General features: G+C 70.3%; 24 protein-coding genes and 1 pseudogene. 7 read left to right on the forward strand and 18 right to left on the reverse strand.

All coding sequences use genetic code 11. The annotated features are described in order from the left end of the window. Positions 1 to 9 precede the first annotated feature (9 nt). Both ACQP1V_RS32540 and ACQP1V_RS32545 read right to left on the reverse strand, forming a co-directional pair. On the reverse strand, positions 10 to 795 hold the full coding sequence (locus ACQP1V_RS32540) for an alpha/beta fold hydrolase (protein ID WP_433413915.1): 786 nt from the start codon (positions 793 to 795) through the stop codon (positions 10 to 12). Positions 796 to 1,049: 254 nt separating this feature from the next. After that, positions 1,050 to 1,793, reverse strand: coding sequence for an SDR family NAD(P)-dependent oxidoreductase (locus ACQP1V_RS32545; protein WP_433413917.1), 744 nt, complete (start codon positions 1,791 to 1,793; stop codon positions 1,050 to 1,052). Between the two features lie 282 nt (positions 1,794 to 2,075). On the opposite strand from ACQP1V_RS32545, the gene ACQP1V_RS32550 reads away from it, so the two are divergent. Further along, complete coding sequence (locus tag ACQP1V_RS32550) at positions 2,076 to 3,929, forward strand: serine hydrolase domain-containing protein (RefSeq protein ID WP_433413919.1); 1,854 nt, start codon at positions 2,076 to 2,078, stop codon at positions 3,927 to 3,929. Here ACQP1V_RS32550 and ACQP1V_RS32555 read toward each other — a convergent pair. The 10 genes and pseudogenes from ACQP1V_RS32555 to ACQP1V_RS32600 form a co-directional block, all read right to left on the reverse strand. Next, complete coding sequence (locus ACQP1V_RS32555) at positions 3,914 to 5,998, reverse strand: sensor histidine kinase (protein ID WP_433413921.1); 2,085 nt, start codon at positions 5,996 to 5,998, stop codon at positions 3,914 to 3,916. The genes ACQP1V_RS32550 and ACQP1V_RS32555 overlap by 16 nt on opposite strands. A 119-nt stretch (positions 5,999 to 6,117) precedes the next feature. Continuing rightward, the gene (locus ACQP1V_RS32560; protein ID WP_433413923.1) at positions 6,118 to 6,645 is read right to left on the reverse strand and encodes an OsmC family protein; all 528 of its coding nucleotides are present in this window, start codon (positions 6,643 to 6,645) and stop codon (positions 6,118 to 6,120) included. After that, positions 6,642 to 7,262 (reverse strand): VOC family protein, encoded by a 621-nt coding sequence (locus ACQP1V_RS32565; RefSeq protein WP_387410199.1) that lies wholly within the window; start codon positions 7,260 to 7,262, stop codon positions 6,642 to 6,644. Before ACQP1V_RS32565 ends, ACQP1V_RS32560 begins: the two co-directional genes overlap by 4 nt. Further along, entirely contained in the window at positions 7,259 to 7,810 is a 552-nt protein-coding gene (locus ACQP1V_RS32570; protein WP_433413925.1) for an alkylhydroperoxidase domain protein, read from the reverse strand. The genes ACQP1V_RS32565 and ACQP1V_RS32570 overlap by 4 nt, the downstream gene beginning before the upstream one ends. A gap of 28 nt (positions 7,811 to 7,838) precedes the next feature. Then, positions 7,839 to 8,387, reverse strand: a pseudogene (locus ACQP1V_RS32575) (CMD domain protein); the annotation flags it as partial. Further along, the gene (locus ACQP1V_RS32580; protein ID WP_433413927.1) at positions 8,384 to 9,370 is read right to left on the reverse strand and encodes a putative FMN-dependent luciferase-like monooxygenase; all 987 of its coding nucleotides are present in this window, start codon (positions 9,368 to 9,370) and stop codon (positions 8,384 to 8,386) included. The gene ACQP1V_RS32580 and the pseudogene ACQP1V_RS32575, both read right to left, overlap by 4 nt. Continuing rightward, complete coding sequence (locus ACQP1V_RS32585; protein WP_433413929.1) at positions 9,367 to 10,896, reverse strand: dipeptide ABC transporter ATP-binding protein; 1,530 nt, start codon at positions 10,894 to 10,896, stop codon at positions 9,367 to 9,369. Before ACQP1V_RS32585 ends, ACQP1V_RS32580 begins: the two co-directional genes overlap by 4 nt. Further along, the gene (locus tag ACQP1V_RS32590) at positions 10,893 to 11,660 is read right to left on the reverse strand and encodes an ABC transporter permease (protein ID WP_433413931.1); all 768 of its coding nucleotides are present in this window, start codon (positions 11,658 to 11,660) and stop codon (positions 10,893 to 10,895) included. Before ACQP1V_RS32590 ends, ACQP1V_RS32585 begins: the two co-directional genes overlap by 4 nt. After that, positions 11,657 to 12,562 (reverse strand): ABC transporter permease, encoded by a 906-nt coding sequence (locus ACQP1V_RS32595; RefSeq protein ID WP_433413933.1) that lies wholly within the window; start codon positions 12,560 to 12,562, stop codon positions 11,657 to 11,659. The genes ACQP1V_RS32590 and ACQP1V_RS32595 overlap by 4 nt, the downstream gene beginning before the upstream one ends. Continuing rightward, complete coding sequence (locus ACQP1V_RS32600) at positions 12,559 to 14,178, reverse strand: TIGR04028 family ABC transporter substrate-binding protein (RefSeq protein ID WP_433413935.1); 1,620 nt, start codon at positions 14,176 to 14,178, stop codon at positions 12,559 to 12,561. Before ACQP1V_RS32600 ends, ACQP1V_RS32595 begins: the two co-directional genes overlap by 4 nt. A gap of 169 nt (positions 14,179 to 14,347) precedes the next feature. On the opposite strand from ACQP1V_RS32600, the gene ACQP1V_RS32605 reads away from it, so the two are divergent. Continuing rightward, a complete protein-coding gene (locus tag ACQP1V_RS32605) occupies positions 14,348 to 14,644 on the forward strand; it encodes a hypothetical protein (RefSeq protein ID WP_433413937.1) in 297 nt (98 codons plus the stop codon). 74 nt (positions 14,645 to 14,718) lie between these two features. On the opposite strand, the gene ACQP1V_RS32610 is transcribed toward ACQP1V_RS32605, so the two are convergent. Continuing rightward, entirely contained in the window at positions 14,719 to 15,360 is a 642-nt protein-coding gene (locus tag ACQP1V_RS32610; RefSeq protein ID WP_433413939.1) for a TetR/AcrR family transcriptional regulator, read from the reverse strand. A 100-nt stretch (positions 15,361 to 15,460) separates the two neighbouring features. Here ACQP1V_RS32610 and ACQP1V_RS32615 point away from each other — a divergent pair, with 100 nt between their 5' ends. From ACQP1V_RS32615 to ACQP1V_RS32625, 3 genes are read left to right on the forward strand one after another with little or no spacing between them, the layout of a single operon-like run. After that, a complete protein-coding gene (locus tag ACQP1V_RS32615; protein ID WP_433413941.1) occupies positions 15,461 to 16,237 on the forward strand; it encodes an alpha/beta fold hydrolase in 777 nt (258 codons plus the stop codon). Positions 16,238 to 16,287: 50 nt separating this feature from the next. Next, the gene (locus tag ACQP1V_RS32620; protein ID WP_387410220.1) at positions 16,288 to 16,836 is read left to right on the forward strand and encodes a dihydrofolate reductase family protein; all 549 of its coding nucleotides are present in this window, start codon (positions 16,288 to 16,290) and stop codon (positions 16,834 to 16,836) included. A gap of 13 nt (positions 16,837 to 16,849) precedes the next feature. Then, positions 16,850 to 17,299: a YdeI/OmpD-associated family protein gene (locus tag ACQP1V_RS32625; RefSeq protein WP_433413943.1), complete on the forward strand. Its 450-nt coding sequence runs from the start codon at positions 16,850 to 16,852 to the stop codon at positions 17,297 to 17,299. Positions 17,300 to 17,316: 17 nt separating this feature from the next. On the opposite strand, the gene ACQP1V_RS32630 is transcribed toward ACQP1V_RS32625, so the two are convergent. Next, complete coding sequence (locus ACQP1V_RS32630) at positions 17,317 to 17,832, reverse strand: YybH family protein (protein WP_433413945.1); 516 nt, start codon at positions 17,830 to 17,832, stop codon at positions 17,317 to 17,319. Between ACQP1V_RS32630 and ACQP1V_RS32635 the strand changes: the two genes are divergently transcribed. Further along, the gene (locus ACQP1V_RS32635; protein ID WP_433413947.1) at positions 17,816 to 18,268 is read left to right on the forward strand and encodes a transposase; all 453 of its coding nucleotides are present in this window, start codon (positions 17,816 to 17,818) and stop codon (positions 18,266 to 18,268) included. The genes ACQP1V_RS32630 and ACQP1V_RS32635 overlap by 17 nt on opposite strands. A 115-nt stretch (positions 18,269 to 18,383) precedes the next feature. Here the strand turns inward: ACQP1V_RS32635 and ACQP1V_RS32640 are convergent, their stop codons facing one another. Continuing rightward, complete coding sequence (locus ACQP1V_RS32640; protein WP_433413949.1) at positions 18,384 to 18,983, reverse strand: TetR/AcrR family transcriptional regulator; 600 nt, start codon at positions 18,981 to 18,983, stop codon at positions 18,384 to 18,386. A gap of 115 nt (positions 18,984 to 19,098) precedes the next feature. Between ACQP1V_RS32640 and ACQP1V_RS32645 the strand changes: the two genes are divergently transcribed. Next, positions 19,099 to 19,749, forward strand: coding sequence for a class I SAM-dependent methyltransferase (locus ACQP1V_RS32645; RefSeq protein WP_433413951.1), 651 nt, complete (start codon positions 19,099 to 19,101; stop codon positions 19,747 to 19,749). A 62-nt stretch (positions 19,750 to 19,811) separates the two neighbouring features. On the opposite strand, the gene ACQP1V_RS32650 is transcribed toward ACQP1V_RS32645, so the two are convergent. Genes ACQP1V_RS32650 through ACQP1V_RS32660 form a run of 3 tightly spaced genes read right to left on the reverse strand, consistent with a single transcriptional unit; the run spans position 19,812 to position 23,199 of the window. Beyond that, positions 19,812 to 21,263 carry an aldehyde dehydrogenase family protein gene (locus ACQP1V_RS32650; RefSeq protein WP_433413953.1) on the reverse strand — a complete coding sequence of 484 codons (1,452 nt, stop codon included), beginning with the start codon at positions 21,261 to 21,263 and terminating at the stop codon, positions 19,812 to 19,814. Then, positions 21,260 to 21,928 carry an HD domain-containing protein gene (locus ACQP1V_RS32655; RefSeq protein ID WP_067137062.1) on the reverse strand — a complete coding sequence of 223 codons (669 nt, stop codon included), beginning with the start codon at positions 21,926 to 21,928 and terminating at the stop codon, positions 21,260 to 21,262. Before ACQP1V_RS32655 ends, ACQP1V_RS32650 begins: the two co-directional genes overlap by 4 nt. Next, complete coding sequence (locus ACQP1V_RS32660; RefSeq protein WP_433413955.1) at positions 21,925 to 23,199, reverse strand: NAD(P)/FAD-dependent oxidoreductase; 1,275 nt, start codon at positions 23,197 to 23,199, stop codon at positions 21,925 to 21,927. Before ACQP1V_RS32660 ends, ACQP1V_RS32655 begins: the two co-directional genes overlap by 4 nt.

Here is a 23,199-nt window from a genome sequence, read left to right on the forward strand (position 1 = left end):
GCAGTCGGCTCAGTGGAGGAACTCCAGGAGCACCGGCACTATGGCATCGGGCGTGGGCCCGTGGCCCTGGCCGGGCAGGGTGCGACGGGTCGCGTTGGGAAGGGCCGCCGCCACCGCGTCGGCGGCCTCGGGCATGCCGGGGAAGGTCTGGTCTCCCGAGTACACGATCGTCGGCACGGTGATCGAGGACCAACGGCCGGCCCAGTCGGGATCGATGTTGATCTCGTGGACGGCTGCGAGGTCGTAGACGAGCGTTGGGGCGACTGCCACCAATTCGGCCCATCCGGGTGCGTGAGCCACGCCATCGACGGCATCGGACGGCATCCCGATCACCGCCTTCAGGTTGTAGCGCATCGCTTCGTCGTTCTTGCCGGCGGCCAACAAGGAGCGCAGCGTGGCCAGGTGCTCGGCATGGTCGACACCGGCGAACAGGGGTGGCTCATAGAGCGCCAGCGCGGTGACACCGATGCCGGCCTCTGCGGCTGCCAGAGCCACGGTCGCTCCTGACGAGCTGCTGTAGAGGGTCGCGGCCCCTCCCGCTGCCTTGATCAGCGAAGCGAGATCCTCCACCTCTCGCTCCAGTGCCCACGGTGCGGTGTCGCCGGACTGTCCGCGTCCACGCCGGTCGTAGTCGATCGCCGTGAAGCCCTCGGCCGCGAGCCGCTGCGCGACCTGCCCGGTGTTCTTGTCGATGGCGCGGTGCTGCGTTGCCCCGCCGATGAAGATGATGGCAGGCCCGTCACCGTAGAGGTCATAGTCGATGACCGTGCCATCCTGCGAGGTGACTGTGCTCAAGATCTTGCCTCGATTCGTGGAGATGGTTGATTGATCGTTTGGGTGCGGAACACATCTCGTCCTTGTCCGAGGACGGGAAGGCCGGGCCTCCCGCTGCGGTCAACGGTAGGGGCAGGAGCCGACATTTTCGGCTCACCGCTGGGGCCATCGGCTCGTGAGAGCGCCCGGCCCTACTTCTGACACGCCCTACTTCTGACACAAAGTGCGGGAACGCCGAAGGGGCCCGTTGTCCTCCGGCTCGCCGCCGACGCCGGTCAGATCATCAGGCCGCCGGAGACACGCAGGTTCTGACCCGTGATCCATTGCGAGTCGGGCCCGGCCAGGAAGGCAACGACGTTGGCGATGTCCTCCGGGCGTCCCAGCCGTTGCAGTGGCGTCAGGGACACGACGTGCTCGATGGCCTGCTCCAGATTCTCCCCGGCTGCGGCGCGCATCATGTCTGTTTCGGTGGCACCAGGGGTCACGCTGTTGACCGTGATGCCCCTGGGGCCGAACTCGCGGGCGGCGACCGCGGTGATCGACTCCAACGCCGCCTTGCTGGCGAAGTACAAGGCCAGACCCGGCACCGCACCGGAAGAGGAGATGTTGACGATCCGCCCACCCTCGCCGAGCCTTTCGGCTGCGGCTTGGATAACGAAGAACGGCCCCTTGGTATTGACGGCCATCACCTCGTCGAAGTCACTCTCAGTGGCGTCGCAGATGTTCCCCATCGGATTGATCGCCGCGTTGTTGACCACCACGTCCAAACCGGCCAGATTCCGGTCGACCTCACCGAAGAGGTACTTCAGGTCCTCCAAGCGCCCCTGGTCCGCTCGTACCGCGATCGCCTGCCCGCCGAAGGCCGCCACTTCAGCCACCACGTCGTCAGCCGCCGCCTGGTCGCGGTTGAAGCTGAACATCACTGCCGCGCCCTCACGAGCCAGCCGCACCACGATCGCTCGCCCGATCCCCCGCGACCCGCCGGTCACCAGTGCCGTCTTCTTCTCCAACGTTCCCATGTCAGCTCCTTGCCATCGGCCGCTCCCTGATGGGAGCGCCTCACAGCAGAGTCGGAACGACATCGTCAGTCTTTACATCCGTGCCGAAGAAAATCCAGGAATGCCGGCGTCGGCTCACGGCACCGCCGGCCGGGCGGCACGATCCGGCGCTGAGCTGGAGGTTCTCCCCGGCGTTCTGGGATAGCGAAGCGGATCACTCGGCGGTCTGCCAGGATTTGACCTTCTTGACCATCGGCGTCCCGTACGCGGGACCCGTCCTGTGCTGACCGGAGGAGTGCCCGTATGGACCGGAGACATTTTCTCAGCCTGACCGCCGCCACCGGAGCCGGCGCCGGTCTGGCCGCTGTGGGGTTCGGCCAGCCGGCGTGGGCGGCGAGCTACCCCTACTTCAACCGTCGTGTACCGGACGAGGCGCACACGAAGATGGGCGAGCTGGCGCCCTATGGCATCACCTCGTTCGCGTTCACGCCGTCCAACGGCTGGGTCATCGTCACCCAGGACGGCCGTTTCTTCGCGCGCGGCGTCCCCGACGCGTGTTACGCCGAGCTCGGGAAGCTGACCAAGGCCGGCCGGAAGATCCATTGCGTGGCCTTCCCGCCCGAGGGCGGCGACCGGTGGGTGATCACCACGGACAAGGGGGTGTCCGCGCGCGGCATCCCCGCGGAGTGCCAGCAGCGGATCACCGCCTCCTACGGCGCGGGCAAGCAGGTCGTCAACGTCGCCTTCCCCCCGGCGGGCGGCAATCGCTGGTCGGTGGTCGACACGGACGGCTTCTACGTCCGGGGCATCGACGACGAGTGCTACCAGATGATGCGCAACTTGACGCAGGGGGGACGCCGCGTCACCTACGTCGCCTTCCCCCGCGGCGGCGGGTGGGCGGTCGTCGCGCAGGACGAGTTCCACGCGCGCGGCATCGACGACGAGTGCTACCAGCAGATGGGCAAGCTCTCCGCGGGCGGCTGGCAGCTGCACAATGTCACCTTCTCGCCGACCGGCGGCTGGTCGCTGTGCTCACGCGGCAAGGTTCCGGCCCTGCCCGCCGACCGGGTGCGCCAGGTCGAGGACTCGGTGGGAAGCGGGGGCATCTGGCAGCGGATGGGCTACTGGAAGACGCCGGGCGTGGCGATCGCGGTGGTGACCGGCAACCGCATCACCTGGTCCACCGGCTACGGCTGGCTGGAGGCGGGCAGCGGAGCCGCCGCGCACCCGGAGACCGGCTTCCAGGCCGCCTCCATCAGCAAGGCCGTCGCATCGGTCGGCGTACTGCGCCTCATGCAAACGCTCAAGAAGCCGCTGAGCAGCGACATCCGCCCCTTCCTCGGCTGGACCCTGCCCAGCCGCTCCTGCGTCTCGCCCGACGCGGTGCCCACGATCGACCTCATCCTGACCCACCGGGCCGGTGTCATCGGGCGCGGCTCCACCTCTCCCGCGGACGTCTGCTCCGGCTTCAACGCCTCCGCGGGTGGCGGCTTCGCGGGCTACGGGCCGAACGCGACCGTGCCGTCGCTGCTCCAGATCATGAACGGCGAGGGCAACTCGCCGAAGATCGAGCTCACCACCGACCCGGGCGCGGAGTACCACTACTCCGGCGCGGGGTTCGTGCTGTTGCAGCGGATGGTGGAGCAGCAGACCGGCCTGTCGCTGGCCCAGTACATGGACAAGGAGGTGCTCGCGCCACTCGGCATGAAGACCAGCTCGTACGCGCTGGCTCCGACGTTCGAGCTCGCGTCGGGGCACACCACCACCGGCGCGGTGATCTCCGGCAAGCGGAACCGCTATCCGGAGTCGGCCGCCGCGGGCCTCTACTCGAACGTCCTCGACCTGTCCCGCCTCGTGTGCTACCTCAACAAGGCGTGGACCGCGTCCGGTGACATCGCGGGCCCGCTCAGCAAGGAGTCGGTGCGGACGCTGCTCAGCAAGGGGGCGCAGCCCGACATGGGCCGCGGCCTGTTCATCGCCGGGTCGGGGACGAAGAACTTCTCCTTCACCCACGACGGCTCCAACTACGGCTTCAAGTCCGTGTTCAAGGGCTATCCGGAGCTGGGAGCCGGGTACGCCGTCATGGTCAACGGCGACAACACGAACCTGGTCAATGAGATCGCCGCGTCCATCAGGTCGACCTACGGCTGGGCCTGATCCAGGCTGCCGCCGGTGCTCACCGGCGCCCGGTCGCCGGAGCGTACGGCGAGCGGGAGCGTGACCTCCACCTGCGTCCCCGGCCCGGCGTCCGCGCCGGTCGCCGGGGCCCGGGTGATCAGGCAGGTGCCGCCCAGCTCGGCGGCGCGCTCGCGCATCGACGCGAAGCCGATGCCGGAGCGCCGACGCTCGGGCAGCCCCTTGCCGTCGTCGCGTACCCGTACGACCAGCGCGTGGTCCGAGCGGGCCAGCATGACGGTCGCCCGGGTGGCGTCGGCGTGCTTGCGCACGTTGGTCAGCGCCTCCTGCGCGATCCGGTACGCCGCCACCTCCACCGCCGCGGGCAGGTCGCGCGTCTCGCCCTCCACCTCGACGTCGACGGCCGGCCCCGGCGCGGCGGCGAGCGCGCGCACCGCACCGTGCAGGCCGAGGTCGTCCAGCATGGGCGGACGCAGGCCGTAGACCAGCTCGCGGACCTCCTGGCTGACCGAGTCCATGCTGCCGCGCAGCTCCCCAAGCATCCGGTCGGCCGAGGACGGCGCCTCGCGCAGGCGCATCCGGGCGATGTTCAGTGACATCGACATGGCGGCGAGCGCCTGACCGAGGCCGTCGTGCAGGTCGCGGCGGAGCCTGCGCCGCTCCTCCTCGCGCGCGCTCAGGATGCGCTCCCGGGAACGCTGCAGGTCGGCCGCCGTGAGTACGGCGTGCGCCACATCCGCGACGTACGGGGTCGCCGTCCGGATCAGCCGCTCGGTGTAGGCGGCCGAGAATCGGCGCGGTCCGGGCGGCCCGACCAGCATCCGGCCGACCGGTTCGCCGTGCCACACCAGCGGCACGACACGCGGGTCCGGCCCGGCCGCGCCGCGCTCCACCCGCATGCCCGCCGTGCCGACCTCGACGACGACGCCGGTGACGCCGAGGCCGTCCTGCACCACCGCCGTGACGGCGGCGAGCGCGTTGCCCGGCTCGGTCTCGCCGACTTCATGGGCCAGCCTCCTGGCCAGCTCTTCGGGCCGGCCGTGCTTGCCGTACAGCATCACGTCGGTCAGGCGGCGCAGGCGCGTGCGCAACGGCTCGAAGAACGCGCCCGCCGCCAGGGCGGCGGCCAGTCCCGCGACCTGGTCATAGCCGGAGACGAACATCCCGGCCAGGGCGCCGGTGCCGAAGTACACCGCGCCGACCGCGACGATCAGGCCGGTCGCGACGACGGTCCGGCTGATGACGGTGTCGATGCCGTACAGGCGGTAGCGCAGCACCGCGAAGGCGATCGCCACCGGAATCAGCCCGGTCCAGATCGTCCCCGGCAGCCAGTAGTCCTCACCGAGCAGCACGAACAGCGCGTAGACGGCGAACGCGACCAACGGCCAGGCGAGCTGCCGCCGCGCCGCCGGGGTCGCGTGCCGCAGCCGTACCAGCAGGGAGAGCACCGTGAGCACCACGAAGGCGTTCACCAGCAGGGTCAGTGCCCCCTTCACCGCGGTGTGATGGGGAGCCAGGGCCTCGATCGCCAGCGGGTTCGGAATGACCTGCGGCCAGCGGTACGTGCCGGCGGGCGGCGTCGGCCGCACGATGTTGTACGCGCCGTACACGACGCTCGCGGCCAACCCGGCGATCGCCACCGGCAGCCAGCGCCGGGAGGGCAGGCGGTCGTCCGGTGAGAGCAGCGGCACGAGGATCGACAGCGCGCACGCCCCGGCCGTCCACCCCGCGATGGCCAGGAAGCGCAGCCACCCCGCGCTCTCCAGGTGGCCGGCCGACGCCTGCATGAACTGCAGCCCGGTCGCCATCACGTTGACCGCGCAGCCGAGGCCGCCTGCGCACATCAGCCAGGCCAGCCTCAGGCGGGGACGGTACGCGATCACGAACGCGCCGACCAGCGGGAACATCAGGCCCGAGCCATGGTCGGGCGCCGTGGGCGGCCAGGGCGCCCACTCCTTCGGCAACGACAACTGGATCGCGGTGCCGGCCACGGTCAGCGCCACCGACAGCACGGCCAGCGCGGCGGCGGTCCCCCGCACCACCGCCACCCGGCTCCCGTCGGCGTCCTCGCCTGCCCTGACCGCTCGCATCCTCTGCCCCCGTAACGACCTTGGTCCCCCGGGGAATCTTCTATCGGAAAGTCGCAGAAACGGAAGAATTCGGATCCCGGTCCGCGCCGGCCACGGGAGCCGGCGCGGACCGGGAGGGGTCAGGCGCCGACCCGGACGATCGTGCCCGAGATGTCGTGCGGGTTCCGGATGAGGTTGAGGATGGGGCAGACCCGCTCGACCTCGGCGTGCAGCCGGGCGAGGTCCTCGTCCGAGGCGGGCGAGTCCAGGTGGACCTCGTAGCGGAAGTTCTGCGGGTAGACCGGGATGTCGGTGTTGTCCGGCGACTGAGCGCGCGGGTCGTACTCGGCCCGCACGTCCACCGACAGCGCGTCGATCGGCACCTCCAGCTCGGCCGCCTTGATCAGGAAGATGTGCGTCACGCAGCTTCCCAGCACGCCCGCCTGCAGCTCCGGTGAAGCGGGCCCGAGGTCGTATCCGGCGAAGTCGGGACCGCTGTCGCTGAGGATCTGGAAGTCGCGGATCCTGATCCGCCGCACGCCACTGCGGCCTTCGGCGGTCACGGTCGCGCGCAGCGGCACCGGGCCGCCGCCGCTCTCCGCCGTGGCGGCGCGGCGGGCGAGGAGCGCGGCACGCTTCTGGACGAGGTATTCGCGAAGGGTGCTCATGCGAGCGTCACCTGTCCTTCCGGAGTGTCGAGCACGGCACGCAGTCCGGGGGCCGGGCCGCGTTCAACCGGGACCGTGGCCCCGAGGGCGTCCAGGGGTCCGCGCGCCGACGCGGGCTCCGGATGGATCACGGCGAAGGAGGCCAGGGAGAGGGCCGGGATGCCCGAGGCCGAGGGGTGCCCGGTGCTCCCCCAGTCGATGAGGAACGGCGTGGTACGCACGGCGGCCGGGTCGTCGCGCCTGGTCAGCCGCCATTCGAGGAGCGTGCCGCCGGGCGTCCGCCGCGAGAGCGGCTCGATGGAGCCCGGGTCGTAGCCGGCCTCTCGGGCCTGCCGTACGGTCTCCTCGATGTCGTCGGTGCGTACGGCCCACGCGGCGAGCGTCGGCTCGGTCAGCGCCTCCAGGCCGAAGGCGCGCGGCCGTGCCCCGGGCTGGGACGGGTCCGGGCCGATGATCTCCAGGTAGGCGCCGGCGCCGAGGCCGACAAGGTAGTTGGCCGTGCCGCCGGGGTGCGCGCCGCCCGCCGAGGGGACGACGCCGGTCAGCGTGGCGAAGGCCGCCACCCCGGCCTCAAGGTCGGGGACGGCGTACACGAGGTGGTCCAGTGCGATGGTCACGCGGGTTCTCCCAGGGAAATCATGAGCCGGTTGGCCCAGTTGAAGAAGGCGGCGGCGTGGATCACGTCGCTGATCTCCAGGTCGTCGAGCCCGGCGGCGCGCAGGGCCGCCAGATGGTCGGCGCCGAGCGCGCCGGGGGTGGCGGTCAGCGCCACGGAGGCGTCGATGATCGCTCGCCACCGCTCGTTCTGCGGGGCGTCGACACCGTCGTCGAGCAGCCGCTGCACGTGGTCGGGGTGCTTGGAATAGTGCGCGGCGAAGCGGGCGTGCACCGAGGCGCAGAAGACGCAGCCGTTGTGCCGCGAGGCCGCGGTCGCGGCCAGCTCCCGCTCAGCGCGCGGCAGGCCGCCGTCGGCGTTGTAGAAGATGTCGTTGTCGGTCGTGGTCCGCGCGTGCAGCACGCGCGGGTCGAGCGCCAGCAACCGGAAGTACGGCGAGGCCGCGCGCGCCTTGTCGACGAGGGCGTCGCGGTGGGCCTCGGTCAGCTCGTCCTCGGCCGGCGGCTCCAGCCAGGGGTCCCAGCCGAGCTTGTCCTGGGTGAACTTCATCGGTCGGCTCCCAGGAGCGCAGGCCCGCGACCACGCGGACCTGGAAGGCGAGAAAGGCGACGAGCTGCGAGATCGTCACCACGCCCGCAGTGGTCCAGCCGGCGTCGACGAGCGTCTTGAGCGCGTCGCGGCTCGACTCGCGGGGACGGAAGACCAGCAGGTGGGCGTGGTCGAGCGCGGCGGCCAGGCGCTCGCCGAGCGCGTCGCGCCGGGCCGTCCGATAAACCGGGCCGATCAGGCTCTCCCGGGCGAGCGCCGGCTCGTCGTACACGCCGTACGGGCCGGCGGTCCGGGCCTCCTCGATCTCACGTTCGACGGTCGCGACGAGGTCGGGGGCGTGCTCGGCCAGCCGGCCGGCGTAGTGGCGGGCGGCGGCGGGGTCCTGGTGGAGACCGGCGACGAAGGCGGCCACGGCGACGCGCTCGATCAGCGTCACCTCCTTCTCCGAGTCGGGGGCGAACAACGCGTCGTAGGCGCGCTGGGCGTGTTCACGGGCGTCGGGACGCCGGTCCCGCAGCAGGTCCAGGCGGGAGCCGGGCCGGACCCCGGCCAGCGCGTCGATGACGTCGGCGGTCATACGGTGGTTCCTTCCAATATCCCTCCCAGCGCGGGAACCACCTCGGTCGCGAGCAGCTCGATGGAGCGCAGGATCCGCTCGTGCGGCGGGTCGATGGAGTGCACCTGGAAGACCAGGTCGGTGGCGCGTTCCAGCGTCGGGTCCGCCTTCAGACTGGCGATGACGTCCTCGGGGGTGCCGACGTGGGCGTCCCAGGCGGCGATCAGCGCATCGACGCCGGCGCCGTCCGGCTGCCGCAGGCCCGGTTTGGCCAGCCCTCGGGCGGCCCAGCGCAGCGCCTCCTCGCGGGTGTCGGCGACGAACGCGGTGCGCGAGGCCATGACCCGTGGGGCGACGCCGGAGGGCAGATTGGCGTAGTAGGCGTCCACGATGGGTTTCTGGATCTCGGCGAGCGTGGCGTGCGGCGCCTCCTCGGGCCTGGGCTGGGTGCGCGCGAGCATCAGCCCGTTGCCCGCCCGTCCGGCGCGCGCGCCGCCGTAGGCCGAGAACGTGGCCTCCCAGATCGCGTCGAGCAGCGCCGGCGCGGCCGGGTAGAGGTGGTTGCCGCCGCCCAGATCCTTGCCCGACCACGCGTCCACGAGCACCTGGAGGTGCTCGGCGTAGATGGAGCCGCGCTGGGCCGGGTCCTGGCCGAACGCGGCGAACGCCGTGGGCGTGCCGCCGCCGCCCACGCCGACCTCCAGCCGCCCGCCGGACAACAGATCGAGCACGGCGGCGTCCTCGGCCACGCGCACCGGGTGCTCCAGGGGCAGCGTGATGATGGCGGTGCCGAGCCTGATCCGGCTGGTGCGCGCGGCCAGGTGGCTGAGGAAGACCAGCGGCGCGGGCAGGCCGCCCTCGCCGCCGTCGAAGTGGTGCTGGGCCACCCAGGCGGTGTCGAAGCCGAGGCGTTCTGCGTGCTCGATCTGCTCGGCGGCCAGGCGGTAGCGCTCGCCGGGCGGGGCGTCGTCGAGCAGCCGGGTGAAGAAGCCGATCCGGGTCATCGCACCGGCTCCGCCACGGCGGCGAGCAGCTCGCGGGTGTAGTCCTCCCGTGGGCTGTCGAAGATCTGATTCGTCGTTCCTGATTCCACGATGCGTCCCTTGCTCATTACGGAAACGGTGTGCGATATCTGCCGCACGACGGCGAGGTCGTGGGAGATGAAGAGATAGGTGAGTCCGAGGTCGCGCTGGAGCTCTTCCAGCAGCGTCAGGATCTGCGCCTGGACGGTCACGTCCAGCGCGGAGACGGCCTCGTCGAGCACGACCACCTCGGGCTCGACGGCGAGCGCGCGGGCGATCGCCACTCGCTGGCGCTGCCCGCCGGACAGCTCCGCGGGCCGGCGCCCGAGCAGCGTCTCGGGCAGCGCCACGCGCTCCAGCAGCTCCCGCACCCGGGCAGGGCGGGCGGTCCGGTCGCCGAGGCGGAAGTTGCGCAGCGGCTCCTCCACGATCGCGGCGACCGTCTGGCGGGGGTCGAGGGAGCCGTACGGGTTCTGGTAGACGAGCTGCACCCTGCGCCGGAAGTCGCGTGGGCCGGCCGGATCGCCGCCGATCACGACCTCGCCCGAGGTGGCCTCGGCGAAGCGGGTCACGACGCGGGCCGTCGTTGTCTTGCCCGAACCCGACTCGCCGACCAGGGCGTGGGTGGTGCCCCGCCGTACCTCGAAGGAGACGCCGTCGACGGCGCGGAAGGAGCCGAACTCCTTGACGAGGTGGCGCACGACGATGGCGGGCTCGGCCGCGGCGTCGAAAGGCTTGTACGGGCGCGCGGTGAGCGCCGGGGCGTCCTGGAAGAGGCGGCGGGTGTACGGCGAGGCGGGCGCGGCGAGCACCTCGCGGACGCCGCCCGACTCCTCGATCAGGCCGTCCTTCATCACGACCAGGCGGTCGGCGCGCGCCGCCGCCACACCCAGGTCGTGCGTGACCAGGAGGACGGCGGTGCCGTACTCCTTCCTGAGGTCGTCGATGAGGTCGAGGATGCGGCGCTGGACGGTGACGTCCAGCGCGCTGGTCGGCTCGTCGGCGATGATCAGGCCGGGGCGCAGGGCGATCGCGATGGCGATGAGCACACGCTGGCGCATGCCGCCGGAGAGCTCGTGCGGGTACTGGCCGGCGCGGCGCTCGGGGTCGTCCAGGCCGACGCGGGTGAGCAGCTCGATCACCCGCCGCCTGATGTCCGCCCTGTCGCCGTAATTGTGGATCTTGAGGATCTCGCCGATCTGCCGGCCGATCTTCATGACCGGGTTCAGCGAGTTCGACGGGTCCTGCGGGACCAGGCCGATCCCGTGTCCCCGGATCGACCGCAGGCGGCGCTGCGACCAGCCCGCGATGTCGACGCCGTTGAGCAGGACCTCGCCCGACGCCGCCGGATGCAGGCCGATGATCGCGTTGGCCGTCGTCGTCTTGCCGGACCCGGACTCGCCGACCACGGCGACGACCTCTCCCTGCCCGACCGTGAACGAGACGCCCTTGACCGCGACCTGCCGGCCGTACGCGACCGTGAGATCCCGGACGTCGAGGAGGCTCATCTGATCTCCTTCGAGATGCGACCGGCGGCGAGCACCACGGCGACGACGACCGCGCCGGGCAGCGTGGTGAGCCACCACGAGGTGGCCAGGTAGTTGCGGCCCTCGGCGATGAGCAGCCCCCACTCGGGGGTGGGCGGCTCGGCGCCGTAGCCGAGGAAGCCGAGCGTGGAGATCGCCAGGATCGCCACGCCGAACTGCAGCGCCGACAGCGCGATGACCGGGCCGAGGGAGTTCGGCAGCACGTGCCGCCAGAGCACCCCGGCGAAGGTGCCGCCGCTGCCGAACGCCGCCTCGACGTAGTCGGTACGGCGCACCCGGACCACCTCGGCCCTGGCCAGGCGGGCGAAGGAGGCGACGGAGCCGACGCCCACCGCGAGCGCCACGTGCACCGTGCCCGGCCCGAGCAGGATGATCACGGTGAGCGCCAGCAGCAGCCCCGGCACCGACAGCAGCACGTCCATGACGCGCATGACGATCTCGTCGACCACCCCGCGCACCGAGCCGGCGATCAGACCGAGCAGCGTGCCGAGGACCAGACCGACGGCGACCGCGACGAGCGCGCCCGAGAGCGAGTGGACCGATCCGTGCACCACCCGGGCGAACAGGTCGCGCCCCACGGCGTCCGTGCCGAACAGGTGCGCGGCGCTCGGCCCCTGGAGCTTCTCGGCCGGGACTCCGGCCAGCGGGTCGTACCCGGTGAACAGCGACGGCATGGCGGCCCAGAGCACCACCAGGGCGATGACCGCCCATGACGGCCACCTCATGTCGCCAGCCTCGGGTCGAGCACCGGGAACAGCACGTCCACCAGCAGGTTGACCAGGACGAAGGCGGTCGCGGCCAGCACCACCACGGCCAGGAGCACCGGAGTGTCCTGGGCGTTGACCGCCTGCTCGGTGAGGCGGCCGACGCCGGTGCGCCCGAAAACGGTCTCGGTGACCACGGACCCGGCGATCAGCTCGCCGAACACCAGGCCCGCCACGGTCAGCGTCGGCGGCAGCGCGTTGCGTGCGACGTGCCGCCACAGGATCCAGGAGCGCGAGGCGCCCTTGGCCGCCACCACCGGCACGAACGGCTGGGTGAGCACCCGGTCGATGCTGCGCGCGAGGACCTGCGCGATCGGCGCGGAGATCGGGACGGCCAGCGTGAGCACCGGCAGCACGAGCTGCTGAAGCTCGGTGCCGCCGATGACGGGGACCAGCCGGAGCCGGAAGGAGAAGACCTGGATGAGGAGGATGCCGAGCCAGAACGCCGGGACCGAGATGAACAGGGAGGGCACCGCCAGCAGCAGGCCGCGCAGCCTGCCGCTGTACGCGGAGCCGAATGCGATCAGCACGGCCAGCAGGACCGCCAGGACGAAGGCGCAGGTGGCCAGCTTGGCCGTCTCCGGCAGGCCCTCGGCCAGCCGTTCGACGACCGGGGTGCCGGTGTCGACCGAGTAGCCGAAGTCGCCGTGCAGGAAGCCGAGCACCGTGTGCAGGTAGCCGCCCGCGTCGTAGTACTCGCGGATCTTGGCGATCTGCTCCGGTGACAGCCCGAGTTCCGGGTCCTGGAACTTGATCAGGATGGAGTCGCCGGGCATGGCCTGGAGCAGGATGTACGCCGCGGTGAAGGCGGCCCACAGGACGAGCAGTGCCTGTCCTGCCCTTTTGAGCAGATATTTCGTCACTTACTGAGCCAGACAGCGTAGAAGCTTGGCCGGCCGACCGCCTCGAAGGCCGCCCCGTGGACGTACGGCGCGATGCCGTAGACCTGGGGCTCCTCGAAGAGCGGGATGGCGTACCCCTGGTCGATGACGTACCGCTGGATCTCGGCCACCTTCTCGTTCCGCTTGGTCTCGTCGGCGAGGGCCGACTCCTCCTCAAGGAGCTGGTCGAGCTTCGTGTCGTTGGACAGGATCACGTCGCGGTTCTTGGTGTGGAACTGGCTCTTGATGACGTCCTGGTCGGCGCGGCCGACCATCGAGTGGTTCACCGCCGTCTTCTCGGCGTCCTTGATGTCCACGGCCTGGGTGCCCGCGTCGGCGGGGCGGATCTCGAGCTTCACGCCGATCTTGGCCCACTGCTGGGCGACCAGCTCCAGGGTCTGCTTGGACAGCGGCTGCGGGCCGGCGACGAAGACACCGAGCCGCAGCTTGACCCCGTCCTTCTCCCGGACGCCGTCGGCGCCGCGCGTCCACCCGGCCTCGTCGAGCAGTTCGCCGGCCTTGCCGGGGTCGTAGGCGAGCTTGTCCGACAGGTCGACGTACCCGGCCGCCTGATGGCTGAGGACCGAGGTCGCCACGGGGTAGTTGTCGGTGAAGAGGGTGTCCACGACCTCCTTGGCGTCCGTCCCGGCCTGCAGCGCCTTCCTGACCCTGATGTCCTTCAGGATGCTGTTGGCGGGGCGCAGGTAGAGGCCGTTGTTGACGCCGCGGGTGGGCTCGCCCTTGACGACGAAGCCCGCGCTCTTGACCGTCGCCTCGTCGTAGGCCTGCACGTACCGGACGTAGTCGGCCTGCCCCGAGGTCAGCGCGCCCACGCGGACGTTGTCCTCCGGCGTGACGATGATCTTGACGAGGTCGAGGTAGGCCCGGCCCTGGTGCGCGGAGGAGGGCGGCGCCCAGTTGTAGTCCTTGCGCGCCTGGAGGTCGATCTCCTTGTCGACGACCTGCTTGGCCACCGTGAACGGCCCCGAGCCGATGATGTTCTTGAGCTGGCACTGCTCCTCGTACGGCAGGCCGATCGTCTTCTTGGACACCAGGCCGGCGCCGATCACCGAGGTGCCCTGCAGGAAGCCGGGCGACGGCTTGTTGAAGTGGAAGCGCACGGTCCTGGCGTCGATGACCTCGCTGCGCTCGTAGTTGTTGACGAACTCGGCTGGGGGCAGCTTGAGCTTGTCGTCGCCGCGGCCGTACACGTCGAAGTTGGCGGCCACGGCCTCGGCGTCGAGCGGCGTGCCGTCGCTGAACGTCACGCCGTCCCGCAGGTGGAAGGTGTACTCCGTGGCGTCCTCGTTGATCTCCCATTTGGTGGCGATCCACGGCTCGATCTTGAGCGTCTCGGGGTTCTGCCAGGTCAGCTTGTCGGTGAGCTGGTTGAGCACGCCGCCGTTCGGATAGAAGCCGGCCGCCGGAAGGTAAAGGCACGTGGGCGGCTGGTGTTCCAGGTAGGTGAGCGTGCCGCCGTACACGGGTTCGCCGTCGCTCTTGGCCTGAGCGCCGGTGCCGGAACCGCCACAGGAGGTCAGCAGCCCCACGGCGGCGAGCATGGCCACGGTGACGACCGCAGGTCTGAAGGAGGACATGTTCCGAACAACCCTTCGCTTTCCGGGGGATCTGAAGATAAACCGTAATACCTACCTGAATAGTAGGCAAATCAAGCGAGGTGCGCCCTTACCAGGTGGGGCGCCCGTTCGGGGTGTGCAGGCGCAGTCGGTCGACGCCCCACGCCGTCAGTTACCAGCGGGGATCACCGTGGACACGGCCAACCGGCCCCAGGGCCGCGAGTACGACGTGACCATCGCCCTCCACCCGCTGTCCGGACGGCGCGACGCCACCGCGTTCCACCTCGAATCCGGGCGCCTGTGCGTGCTGGCCTCACGCCACCGCCACGCCTGCGTCGTCGTCGCCCGTGCCGGGATCCCCGAGCTCCTCGACGCCCACCCCAGCACGGGGCGGGTGCGGCTCAACGTGCCGATCAAGTTCCCCGACGGCTGGGAGGCCAACCACGCCGTCCTCGCCCACCTCGCCGGCCACCGCGTTCCAACCTGATCGTCGGGCTGCTCAAGCGCAGCCTCCGCGACTCCGGCGCCGCTCAGCCGTCGAGGTCCGGCGGGCCGTCTCGCTCAGGTCCGGTAGGCGGCGAGGAACACGCGGACCCCTTCGTCCGCGAAGTGCTGGAGTTCCGCGGGGGTGTACTGCTGTTCGTCCCCGAAGAACATGGCCTTGTCCATCGGCTGGGACAAGATCAGCCAGGCGAAGTGGCTGGCGGCCAGGGACGGATCGTCGATCCGCAGCAGCCCCCGGTCCGCCAGGTTCTGGAAGCAGTCGGTGAACGCGTCGATCGTGCGTCCCGGCGCCCGCTGGTAATAGTCACGCGCCACCGCCGGGAAGCGGCCCGCCTCGGCGATGAGAAGCCTGCGCAGCTGCAGCGTTCGCGGCTGGATGACCACGGTGATGTATCGGCGGGCGAGCTCACCCAGGTCCTCCTCCAGGTCCTCGGTGCCGGCGAGCTGGGCGACGACCTCGGTGAACTCGCCGACTCGGTCGGTGGCGCCGAGGATGATGTCGCGGAACAACTGTTCCTTGTCGGTGAAGTTCTTGTAGACGGTCTGCTTGGACACCGCGGCGAGGGCGGCGACCTCGTCCATGCTGGTGCCCTGATAGCCGTTACGCAGGAACAGCCCGGTGGCCGCCTCCATGATCGCCCTGCGCTTGCGGGCTGAACGGCCCTCCACCTGCGGCGTCGTCTGTGCCACGTCTGTCATCGTCCGCTCCTCTCCTCATTTTTCAGTTTAGTACTAGACGGCTCAGTACTCAAACAAGTACTGTACGGTCCAGTACCGAACGAACTCGAGAGGAAACGCCATGAACAAGGTCATCTCCACGGACGGGACCCCCATCGCGTACGACCGGATCGGCTCGGGACCGGCGGTCATCCTGATCGGCGGCGGACCCACCGACCGATCGGCGAACGCGCCGGTGGCCGACCTGCTTGCGGGCGACTACACCGTGTACAACTACGACCGGCGCGGCCGGGGCCAGAGCGGCGACGCCGCGCCGTACTCAGTGGACCGCGAGTTCGAGGACATCCAGGCCCTGATCACCGAAGCGGGCGGATCGGCGATGGTGTACGGGACCTCCGGCGGCGGGATCCTCGCCGTCCAGGCCGCGGCTCGCGGTCTGGCCATCACCGGGCTGGCGCTGTGGGAGGTGCCCTACATCCTCCCCGGCACCCGCCCGGCCGTCCCCGCCGACTATCGCGACCAGCAGTTCGCGCTGCGCGAGCAGGGCCGTCACGGCGACATGCTCGAACTGTTCTTCCTGGAGGCGGTGCTCATGCCCGCCGAGTTCGTCGCCGGAATGAAGGCCGGCCCGTTCTGGGAGGCGATGGGCTCCACCGCGCCCGCCCTGGCCTACGACGCCGAGGTCGCCGGTGACTTCTCCCTGCCCGCCGACCAGTTGGCCTCCATCACCGTTCCCACGATCGTGATCGACGGCGGGACGATCCCCTGGGTCAGCGCCGCCGCCGAGGCGATCACCGCGGCCCTGCCCACCCCCCAGCGCCGCACCCTGCACGGTCAGCCCCACAACGTCGACCCGGCGGCCATCGCCCCCGTCCTAGCGGAGTTCTTCGCCGCCTGAGACCGCGTCGCCAGGCATCCCCAGAGGCACCCCCCCACCGAGGAGAGGTCATGAGGAAGATCGTCGCGCAGCTGTTCGTGTCCGTGGACGGTGTCATGGAAGCACCTGAGGACTGGCACTTCCCCTACTACAACGAGCAGATGGGCGAGGTGGTAGCCGCACAGTTCCACGAGTCCGACATCCTGCTGCTCGGGCGGACCACCTACGAGGTGTTCGCCGCCTCCTGGCCGCAGCGCGGCAGCGAGGTGCCGCTGGCAGAGCGGATCAACACGATGCCCAAACTGGTCGCCTCCACGACCTTGGACACGGTGCGGTGGCACAACACCACCTTGCTCGGCGGCGACGTAACCGCCGAGCTCACCAAGCTCAAGGAGGAACCCGGAAACAACATCACCATCAGCGGCAGTCCCACCCTGGTCCGGTCACTGCTGCGTGAGGGCGTCCTGGACGAACTCCAGCTGCTGGTCCACCCCATCGTCCTGGGCCGCGGCCGGCGCCTTTTCGACGACGACCGGCAGACGCCGTTGCGGCTGATCGACTCCGCGACCTTCAGCACCGGTGTCGTTCATCTGACCTATCAGCCCGCGCTCCACCCGTAGAGAAGCGACAGCGATGAGATTCCGAGTCACACTCGAGCTGGCCGGCAAAACCGCCACAGGGTTCCAGGTGCCCGACGAGGTCGTCGCCGACCTCGGAGCGGGCAAGCGGCCCCCCGTCCGCGTCACGATCAACGGTCACACCTACCGCTCGACCGTGGCGTCCATGGGCGGCAGATACATGGTCGGGATCAGCGCGGAGAACCGCACACACGCGAGAGTCTCCGCGGGCGACGACGTCGTGGTGAACCTCGAACTCGACACCGAACCCCGCGAGGTCACCGTGCCGGCCGATCTCGCCGAGGCCCTCGACCGCGACGCCGAGGCCAAGAGGTTCTTCGACACGCTCTCCTATACCAAGAAGCAGTGGTTCGTTCTCTCCGTCGAGGGAGCCAAGAAGCCCGAGACCAGGCAGCGACGTCTCACCGAGACGATCGCCCTGCTCCGGGACGGGCGTACCCGCTGACGGAGCAGGGCGCCATGTCAGTCCTGAGGCCTGACGAAGTCCGGCTCATCGATGATCATCCGCCATGTCCCGTCGGCCTGGCGGCGCGCGACCTCGGCCGTCTGCCCCGTCGCGCGGAAAGGCCGACCATCGGGCCCGGCGATCTCCATGGTCCACACCCCCGAGGTCAGTGCCAGGTCACCGGCGAGGACCGCGCTGACGGGCTCGGCCGTCATGAGGGGCTCGGCGGCCAGGAAATCCCTCAACACCAGCCGGATCTCCTCGATCCCCTGGGCAATGTGCCCGGCCGGATAGTGCAGTGCCGCGTCAGGCTCGTAGAGCTCTTCGAGCCCCTCCAGATCGCGGGCGTTGACCCGCTCGACGAAGAGCGGCTGGAGATCCTGCGGCCGCAGGGCCTTCTGCCGCACCTGCGAGTTGACCGGGGACAGGGATTGAGCGTGCTCAGCCATCATCACGCGCTTATTCCTATACCTTTGCCGCGATTCGCCGCCCGAGACGGCCTGGCCTGTCGCCGGGATGCTGGCGCTGATCACCGTGTTGCAGAAGGTGGAGAACCTGACTGACCGGGCGGCGGCTGAGCGCGTCAAGTACGGGATGGACTGGAAGTACGCGCTGTCGCTGGAGTTGGACGATCCGGGGTTCGATCACACAGTACTCAGTGAGTTCCGGGCGCGGATGGCCGCGCATGGGCTGAAGGAGAAGGCCCTGGACGTGCTCCTCGCGGCCTTGGCCGACAAGGGCCTGGTCAAGACCGGCGGCAAGCAGCGGACCGATTCCACACACGTGATCGCCGCTGTTCGGGACTTGAATCGGCTGGAGATGGGGAATGCGTTCGTGCCTGTCTTGAGGCTTTGTCGGCTGCCGCACCCGGGTGGGTGGAGCACGTCTTGGAGGTGGGGGCTGGGCCGACCGATACCGGGCCCGGGTCGACTCCTGGCGGCTGCCGACCTCGGAAACGAAACGGGCTGAGCTGGCCCGCGCCTACGGAGCCGACGGCTACGCCCTGTCAGGCGCAGTCGGTCGACGCCCCACGCCACCAGTTACCAGCGGGAAGGACAGAAAGGCGGGGAGCGGTGGCCGAGTACTACAGCGACCCCCGGTGGGTGGTCAGGATCGCGTCCAGGCCGGGGATCACGACCGCGCGGAACGCCGCGTCCATCTCGGCGGGTGTGGCGACGAGCTCACCGTCGGCCCACCTGCGCATCAACGCCATGAACGCGCCGGTGACGCACGTGACGATCATGTCGAGCGAAGCCGGCGGCGGGATCTCCGAAGGCAGCGCCGCCATCAGCTCGGCACGCACGACTGCCGCCATGATCTGCTCTCCGCGCAGGCGCACGACCGCTCCCCCGCGCCGGCCGAGCAGCGCTCGCGCCAGACGGCGCTGCTCGTGGAGATGTTCGAACAACGGCAGGGAGAACGAGAGCAGCGGGCCGGAGCGTGTGGCGGGGACGAGGCGGAGCAGCTCAGCGAGCTCGTCGAGGCTGCTGAAGAGCACCTCTTCCTTGTCCGCGAAATGCGCGTAGAAGGTCGAGCGGCCGACGTCGGCGCGGTTGATGAGATCGGTGACGGTCACCGCCTCGTAGCCCTTGATCAGGATCAGGTCCACCAACGCCTGCCGGATGGCCCGGCGGGTGCGCCGCACGCGCCGGTCGGGGCTCTCCCGCCCCCGGTTTCCGAACACATTCCCACCTCTGTTCAGTACGGCACGCCCTCGCGAATGTGCTTGTTGACCCATTCACGCCAACGAACGGACGATTCATAACTGAACAGCGTGTACCGAAAAAGGGAGCAGCGCCATGAAAATCGGACAGTCCCTGCACAACCCTTCAAAACACGAAGAGGGGGGCGGCGCGATCCACCATCCGCGCGCCTATGAGGTCATGGCGGAAGTCGGCTTCGCCGGGCGTCGTCGCCGAGTTTTCACTCAGGTGGCCGCGCTCACCGGCGCCCGGCTGGAGGATCGGATTCTGGACGTCGGCTGCGGTACGGGTTACCTGAGCCGGGTGCTCGCACCTCGCGTGGGGCCCGACGGGCACGTGACCGGAGTCGATCCGTCGCCGCCGATGGTCGGCCATGCCCGTGGCCGGGCGCCTCGCAACTGCTCCTACCGGGTGGGCGAGGGCCAGGATCTCCCGTTCCCCGACGCCTCGTTCGACATCGTGGTCTCGACCCTCGCCGTCCATCACATGCCGTACGCCGCCCGCGGCACCGCCATCGGGGAGATGTTCCGTGTCCTGCGGCCGGGCGGACGGCTGCTGATCGCCGAGTTCCGCCCGCCTACCAACGCCTTCTTCGCCCACCTCGTCGCCGTGGCGGTCGGGCCGGCCATGCACCCCAGCATGCCGGAGCTCCTCGCCGACCTCGTCCCCGCCGCAGGCTTCCGGGTCGAGGGCACGGAACACGTGAAACCCCTGCTGCACTGTGTCCGGGCCGTCCGTCCGGAGTGACATCGCCGGGGTCACCCCGGCGCTCGTCCGCGGGGGCGCCCCAAGGGGGCGGGCGCGACCGTTCAGGCGGGTGTCCGGCGGTGGATCGACTTGTACGTGATGTACTGCGCCAACCCTTCGACGCCGTACTCGACACCGAGCCCGGAGTCGTGGCGCCCGCCGAACGGTGCCGCGTGGTTGGAGGCGAAGAAGTTGATGCCGACCGATCCGGTGTCGATTCGCTCGGCGACGGCCTGCGCCTTGCGCGGGTCCGAGGAGAACACGATGCCGCCCAGGCCGAAGTCGGTCGCGTTCGCGATGCGGATCGCCTCGTCGACATCGCCGTACCGTTGCACGGTGACCACGGGGCCGAATATCTCCTCGCGGGCGACGCGCATCTGAGGTGTGACATCGGCCAGCACGGTGGGCTCGATGAAGAAACCGGGGCGATCAGTGCGGGCGCGTCCCCCCGTGGTGACGCGCGCCCCTTCGGCGCGAGCCGACTCGATGAACTCGGACACGGTCTCGAACTGGCGGCGCGTGGCGACCGGCCCGAAGACCGTGTCCGGGTCGAACGGATCGCCCTGAGGCGCGGCGGCGATCGTGCGGGTCACGCGGTCCACGATCTCGTCGTACCGCGTGTCCGGCGCCAGGATCCGGGTCGAGATGTAGCAGGTCTGGCCGGTGTTGCGCATGCAGGACCGGATGAGCGCCTGAGAGAAGAGGTCGAGGTCGACGTCGTCGAGGACGATCGCCGCGGACTTGCCACCGAGTTCCAGGGTGACGGGCCGGAGCAGCTCACCGCAGGCGGCCGCGATGCGCCGGCCGACGTCTGTCGATCCGGTGAACGCGACCTTGTCGACGCCCGGATGCCGGACGAGGGCGTCGCCGGTCAGCCCGGTCCCGGTCACCAGGTTGACGACGCCGGGGGGCACACCGGCTTCGGCCGCCGCCTCGACGACGAACCGGATCGACAGCGGCGTGGCCTCGGCGGGCTTGATGACGGTCGCGCAACCGGCCAGCAGCGCGGGAGCGAGCTTGATCGCGACAAGGTTGATCGGGAAGTTCCAGGGGGCGATGAGCGCGCAGACGCCGATCGCCTCCCGGCGGACCAGCGTCTCTCCGACGCCGGACGGGAAGGGGCGGACGTCCTCGCGCTCCAGCTCCGGGGCGAGGGAGGCGAAGTAGCGGAAGATGGCCGCGGCGTTGGCGGCGGCTCCGCCGGTCTCGGAGATGGGCGAGCCGTTCTCGCGCGTGTTGGTGATCGCGAGAGGTTCGGCGCGCTTCTCGATCGCGTCGGCGATGCGGCGGAGTACGTCCGCTCTTTCGCTCGGGCGGAGCCCCGGCCACGGCCCGGAGTCGAAGGCACGGCGCGCCGCGGCGACCGCGGCGTCGAGGTCGTCCCGGGTCGCGGCCGGGACGCTGCCCCACATCTCCTCGGTCGCGGGGTCGATGATCCCGACGCGCTCCGAACCGGTGGACGGCACCCACGCTCCGTCGATGAAGTGGTCGTCCACGTGCGTCCAACCGATCACCGCAGCACGTCCGTCTTCAACAGGGCTTCGGAGCGGGCCAGTGAGGCGAGGGCCATCTCGATGGCCGCCCGGGTGAGCAACTCGGGCACGATCTCCGCGCGCAGCCGGGCGCAGTAGGTCGCCGGGTCCATCGAGAACCAGCCGGAGGCGAGCGCGATGCCGACATGGTCGAATCGCCACAGACGGTCGGCGTCCCGCACCAGCGCGTCTTCCAGCGAATACGCTTCGGCGCGCGTGTCGTGCCCGTCGATGATCGCGGTTACCCGCTCGATGAAGGCGTCGTCGTACCCCAGCGGCGGCAGCACCTCGCGGGCGATCTCGCACCCCTGCTTCTCGTGCTCGTAGCGGATGGCGGCCTTGCGCCAGTCGCCGGTGAACCCTTCGGCGATGATCCGCGACTCGTCGACCCGCCCCCAGCCGACGTCGTGCAGCAGGATCGCCACTCTGACGAGCAGCGCGTCGGCCTCGGGATGGGCGTCGCAGAGCCGCTCAGCGTACGCGAGGGACACCGGCAGGTGGATGTCGTTGGACCGCACGCGGGTCTCCGGCACGACCGCCGACCAGATCGCGTCCAGGTCGGAACCGCGGGCCGGGGTGAGCACGATCGGCGAGGTGTCGACCGGCCCGTTGGCCGGGACCGGGGCCGCGGGGAGGGGCGTGGTCATGACAGGTTCCCTTCGTGGGGGGCGGCGGCTTCGGCGAGCAGCGACCTCAGTGGCACGGCCGGATCGGCGACGGCGTCGGGCGGCAGCGTCACTCTCCTGGTGAGCGCCTGTTTGACGGCCATGAAGTCGAGTGGGACGTTGACGCAGTCCGCGGCGATCAGACGGTCGCCGCGGTAGTACAGGACCGAGTGTTTGAGCGGGTCGGCGGGGCTGCGGACGACGGTGCGGTCGTAGCCGGACGAAAGGCCGGCGATCTGCAGTTTGAGGTCGCCCTGGTTGGACCAGAACCACGGGATGCCTCCGTACTCCTCCTGCCGGCCCAGCAGGGCGTGCGCCGCGACCTTGGCTTGTTCGATGGCGTGATTGACGCTCTCGAAGCGGACGCGCTCCCCCGCCCATGAGCCGGGCACGGGGTTGGGGAGGTTGGCGCAGTCGCCGACGGCGAGTGTCGTGCCGTCGGAGGCGACGGCATGGTGATCGACGACGATGCCGTTGTCGCAGCGCAGCCCCATCTCCTCGGCGAGTTCGGTGTTCGGGATGACGCCGACGCCGACGAGGACGATGTCGGCCGCGATCTCCTCGCCGCCGGCCCGGACGGCGCGCACCTTGCCGTCGTGGCCGACGATCTCGTCCACGGCGCTGCCGAGCCGGATGTCGATGCCGGCTCGGCGGTGGTGGTCGAGGAGGAAGCGCGAGGTCTCGGCTCCGACGGCACGCGCCACCAGGCGGTCGGCGAACTCCAGGAGCGTGACCCGCTTGCCGAGGCCGTGCAGGCTGGCGGCGGCCTCGATGCCGATGAACCCTCCGCCGATGACGACCACGCGCTCGGCTCCCGCCGTACGGGCCTTGAGCTCGAGCGCGTCGTCGGCGTTGCGCAGGTAGAGCACGCCGTCCAGGCCGGCGCCGGGAACGTCGAGCCGCCGGGCCCGTGCCCCGACGGTCAAGGCGAGCCGGTCGAACGGGAACGCGCGCCCGCTGGCCGACCACGCGGTGCCCGCGCCGCCCGGTGCGGTGACGATCTTCTCGATGCGTTCACCCTTGACGACGGTGATGCGATGCTCGTCCCAGAATTCCTGGCTCCGGAAGATCAGGGATTCCTTGGTGATCTTGTCTTGGAGGAAGTCCTTGGACAGGGCGGGCCGCTGGTAGGGACGGTGGTTCTCATCGCCCAGCAGAGTCACCGGTCCGGCATACCCCAGCGCGCGCGACGACACCGCCAGCTGCACCCCCGCCTGGGAGGAGCCGACGATCAACAGGCCGTTCTCGCCCAT

It is taken from the genome of Microtetraspora malaysiensis, assembly GCF_050947145.1.
Lineage (GTDB): Bacteria > Actinomycetota > Actinomycetes > Streptosporangiales > Streptosporangiaceae > Microtetraspora_A > Microtetraspora_A malaysiensis.

Excerpts from the sequence above, each read along its gene's own strand:
- ACQP1V_RS32660 (WP_433413955.1), bottom strand. The coding sequence starts at position 23,199 with ATGGGCGAGAACGGCCTGTTGATCGTCGGCTCCTCCCAGGCGGGGGTG.
- ACQP1V_RS32545 (WP_433413917.1), bottom strand. The coding sequence starts at position 1,793 with ATGGGAACGTTGGAGAAGAAGACGGCACTGGTGACCGGCGGGTCGCGG.
- ACQP1V_RS32570 (WP_433413925.1), bottom strand. The coding sequence starts at position 7,810 with ATGAAGTTCACCCAGGACAAGCTCGGCTGGGACCCCTGGCTGGAGCCG.
- ACQP1V_RS32615 (WP_433413941.1), top strand. The coding sequence starts at position 15,461 with ATGAACAAGGTCATCTCCACGGACGGGACCCCCATCGCGTACGACCGG.
- ACQP1V_RS32555 (WP_433413921.1), bottom strand. The coding sequence starts at position 5,998 with ATGCGAGCGGTCAGGGCAGGCGAGGACGCCGACGGGAGCCGGGTGGCG.
- ACQP1V_RS32590 (WP_433413931.1), bottom strand. The coding sequence starts at position 11,660 with ATGAGGTGGCCGTCATGGGCGGTCATCGCCCTGGTGGTGCTCTGGGCC.
- ACQP1V_RS32550 (WP_433413919.1), top strand. The coding sequence starts at position 2,076 with ATGGACCGGAGACATTTTCTCAGCCTGACCGCCGCCACCGGAGCCGGC.
- ACQP1V_RS32635 (WP_433413947.1), top strand. The coding sequence starts at position 17,816 with ATGCTGGCGCTGATCACCGTGTTGCAGAAGGTGGAGAACCTGACTGAC.
- ACQP1V_RS32585 (WP_433413929.1), bottom strand. The coding sequence starts at position 10,896 with ATGAGCCTCCTCGACGTCCGGGATCTCACGGTCGCGTACGGCCGGCAG.
- ACQP1V_RS32655 (WP_067137062.1), bottom strand. The coding sequence starts at position 21,928 with ATGACCACGCCCCTCCCCGCGGCCCCGGTCCCGGCCAACGGGCCGGTC.
- ACQP1V_RS32610 (WP_433413939.1), bottom strand. The coding sequence starts at position 15,360 with ATGACAGACGTGGCACAGACGACGCCGCAGGTGGAGGGCCGTTCAGCC.
- ACQP1V_RS32620 (WP_387410220.1), top strand. The coding sequence starts at position 16,288 with ATGAGGAAGATCGTCGCGCAGCTGTTCGTGTCCGTGGACGGTGTCATG.
- ACQP1V_RS32580 (WP_433413927.1), bottom strand. The coding sequence starts at position 9,370 with ATGACCCGGATCGGCTTCTTCACCCGGCTGCTCGACGACGCCCCGCCC.
- ACQP1V_RS32645 (WP_433413951.1), top strand. The coding sequence starts at position 19,099 with ATGAAAATCGGACAGTCCCTGCACAACCCTTCAAAACACGAAGAGGGG.
- ACQP1V_RS32560 (WP_433413923.1), bottom strand. The coding sequence starts at position 6,645 with ATGAGCACCCTTCGCGAATACCTCGTCCAGAAGCGTGCCGCGCTCCTC.
- ACQP1V_RS32625 (WP_433413943.1), top strand. The coding sequence starts at position 16,850 with ATGAGATTCCGAGTCACACTCGAGCTGGCCGGCAAAACCGCCACAGGG.
- ACQP1V_RS32600 (WP_433413935.1), bottom strand. The coding sequence starts at position 14,178 with ATGTCCTCCTTCAGACCTGCGGTCGTCACCGTGGCCATGCTCGCCGCC.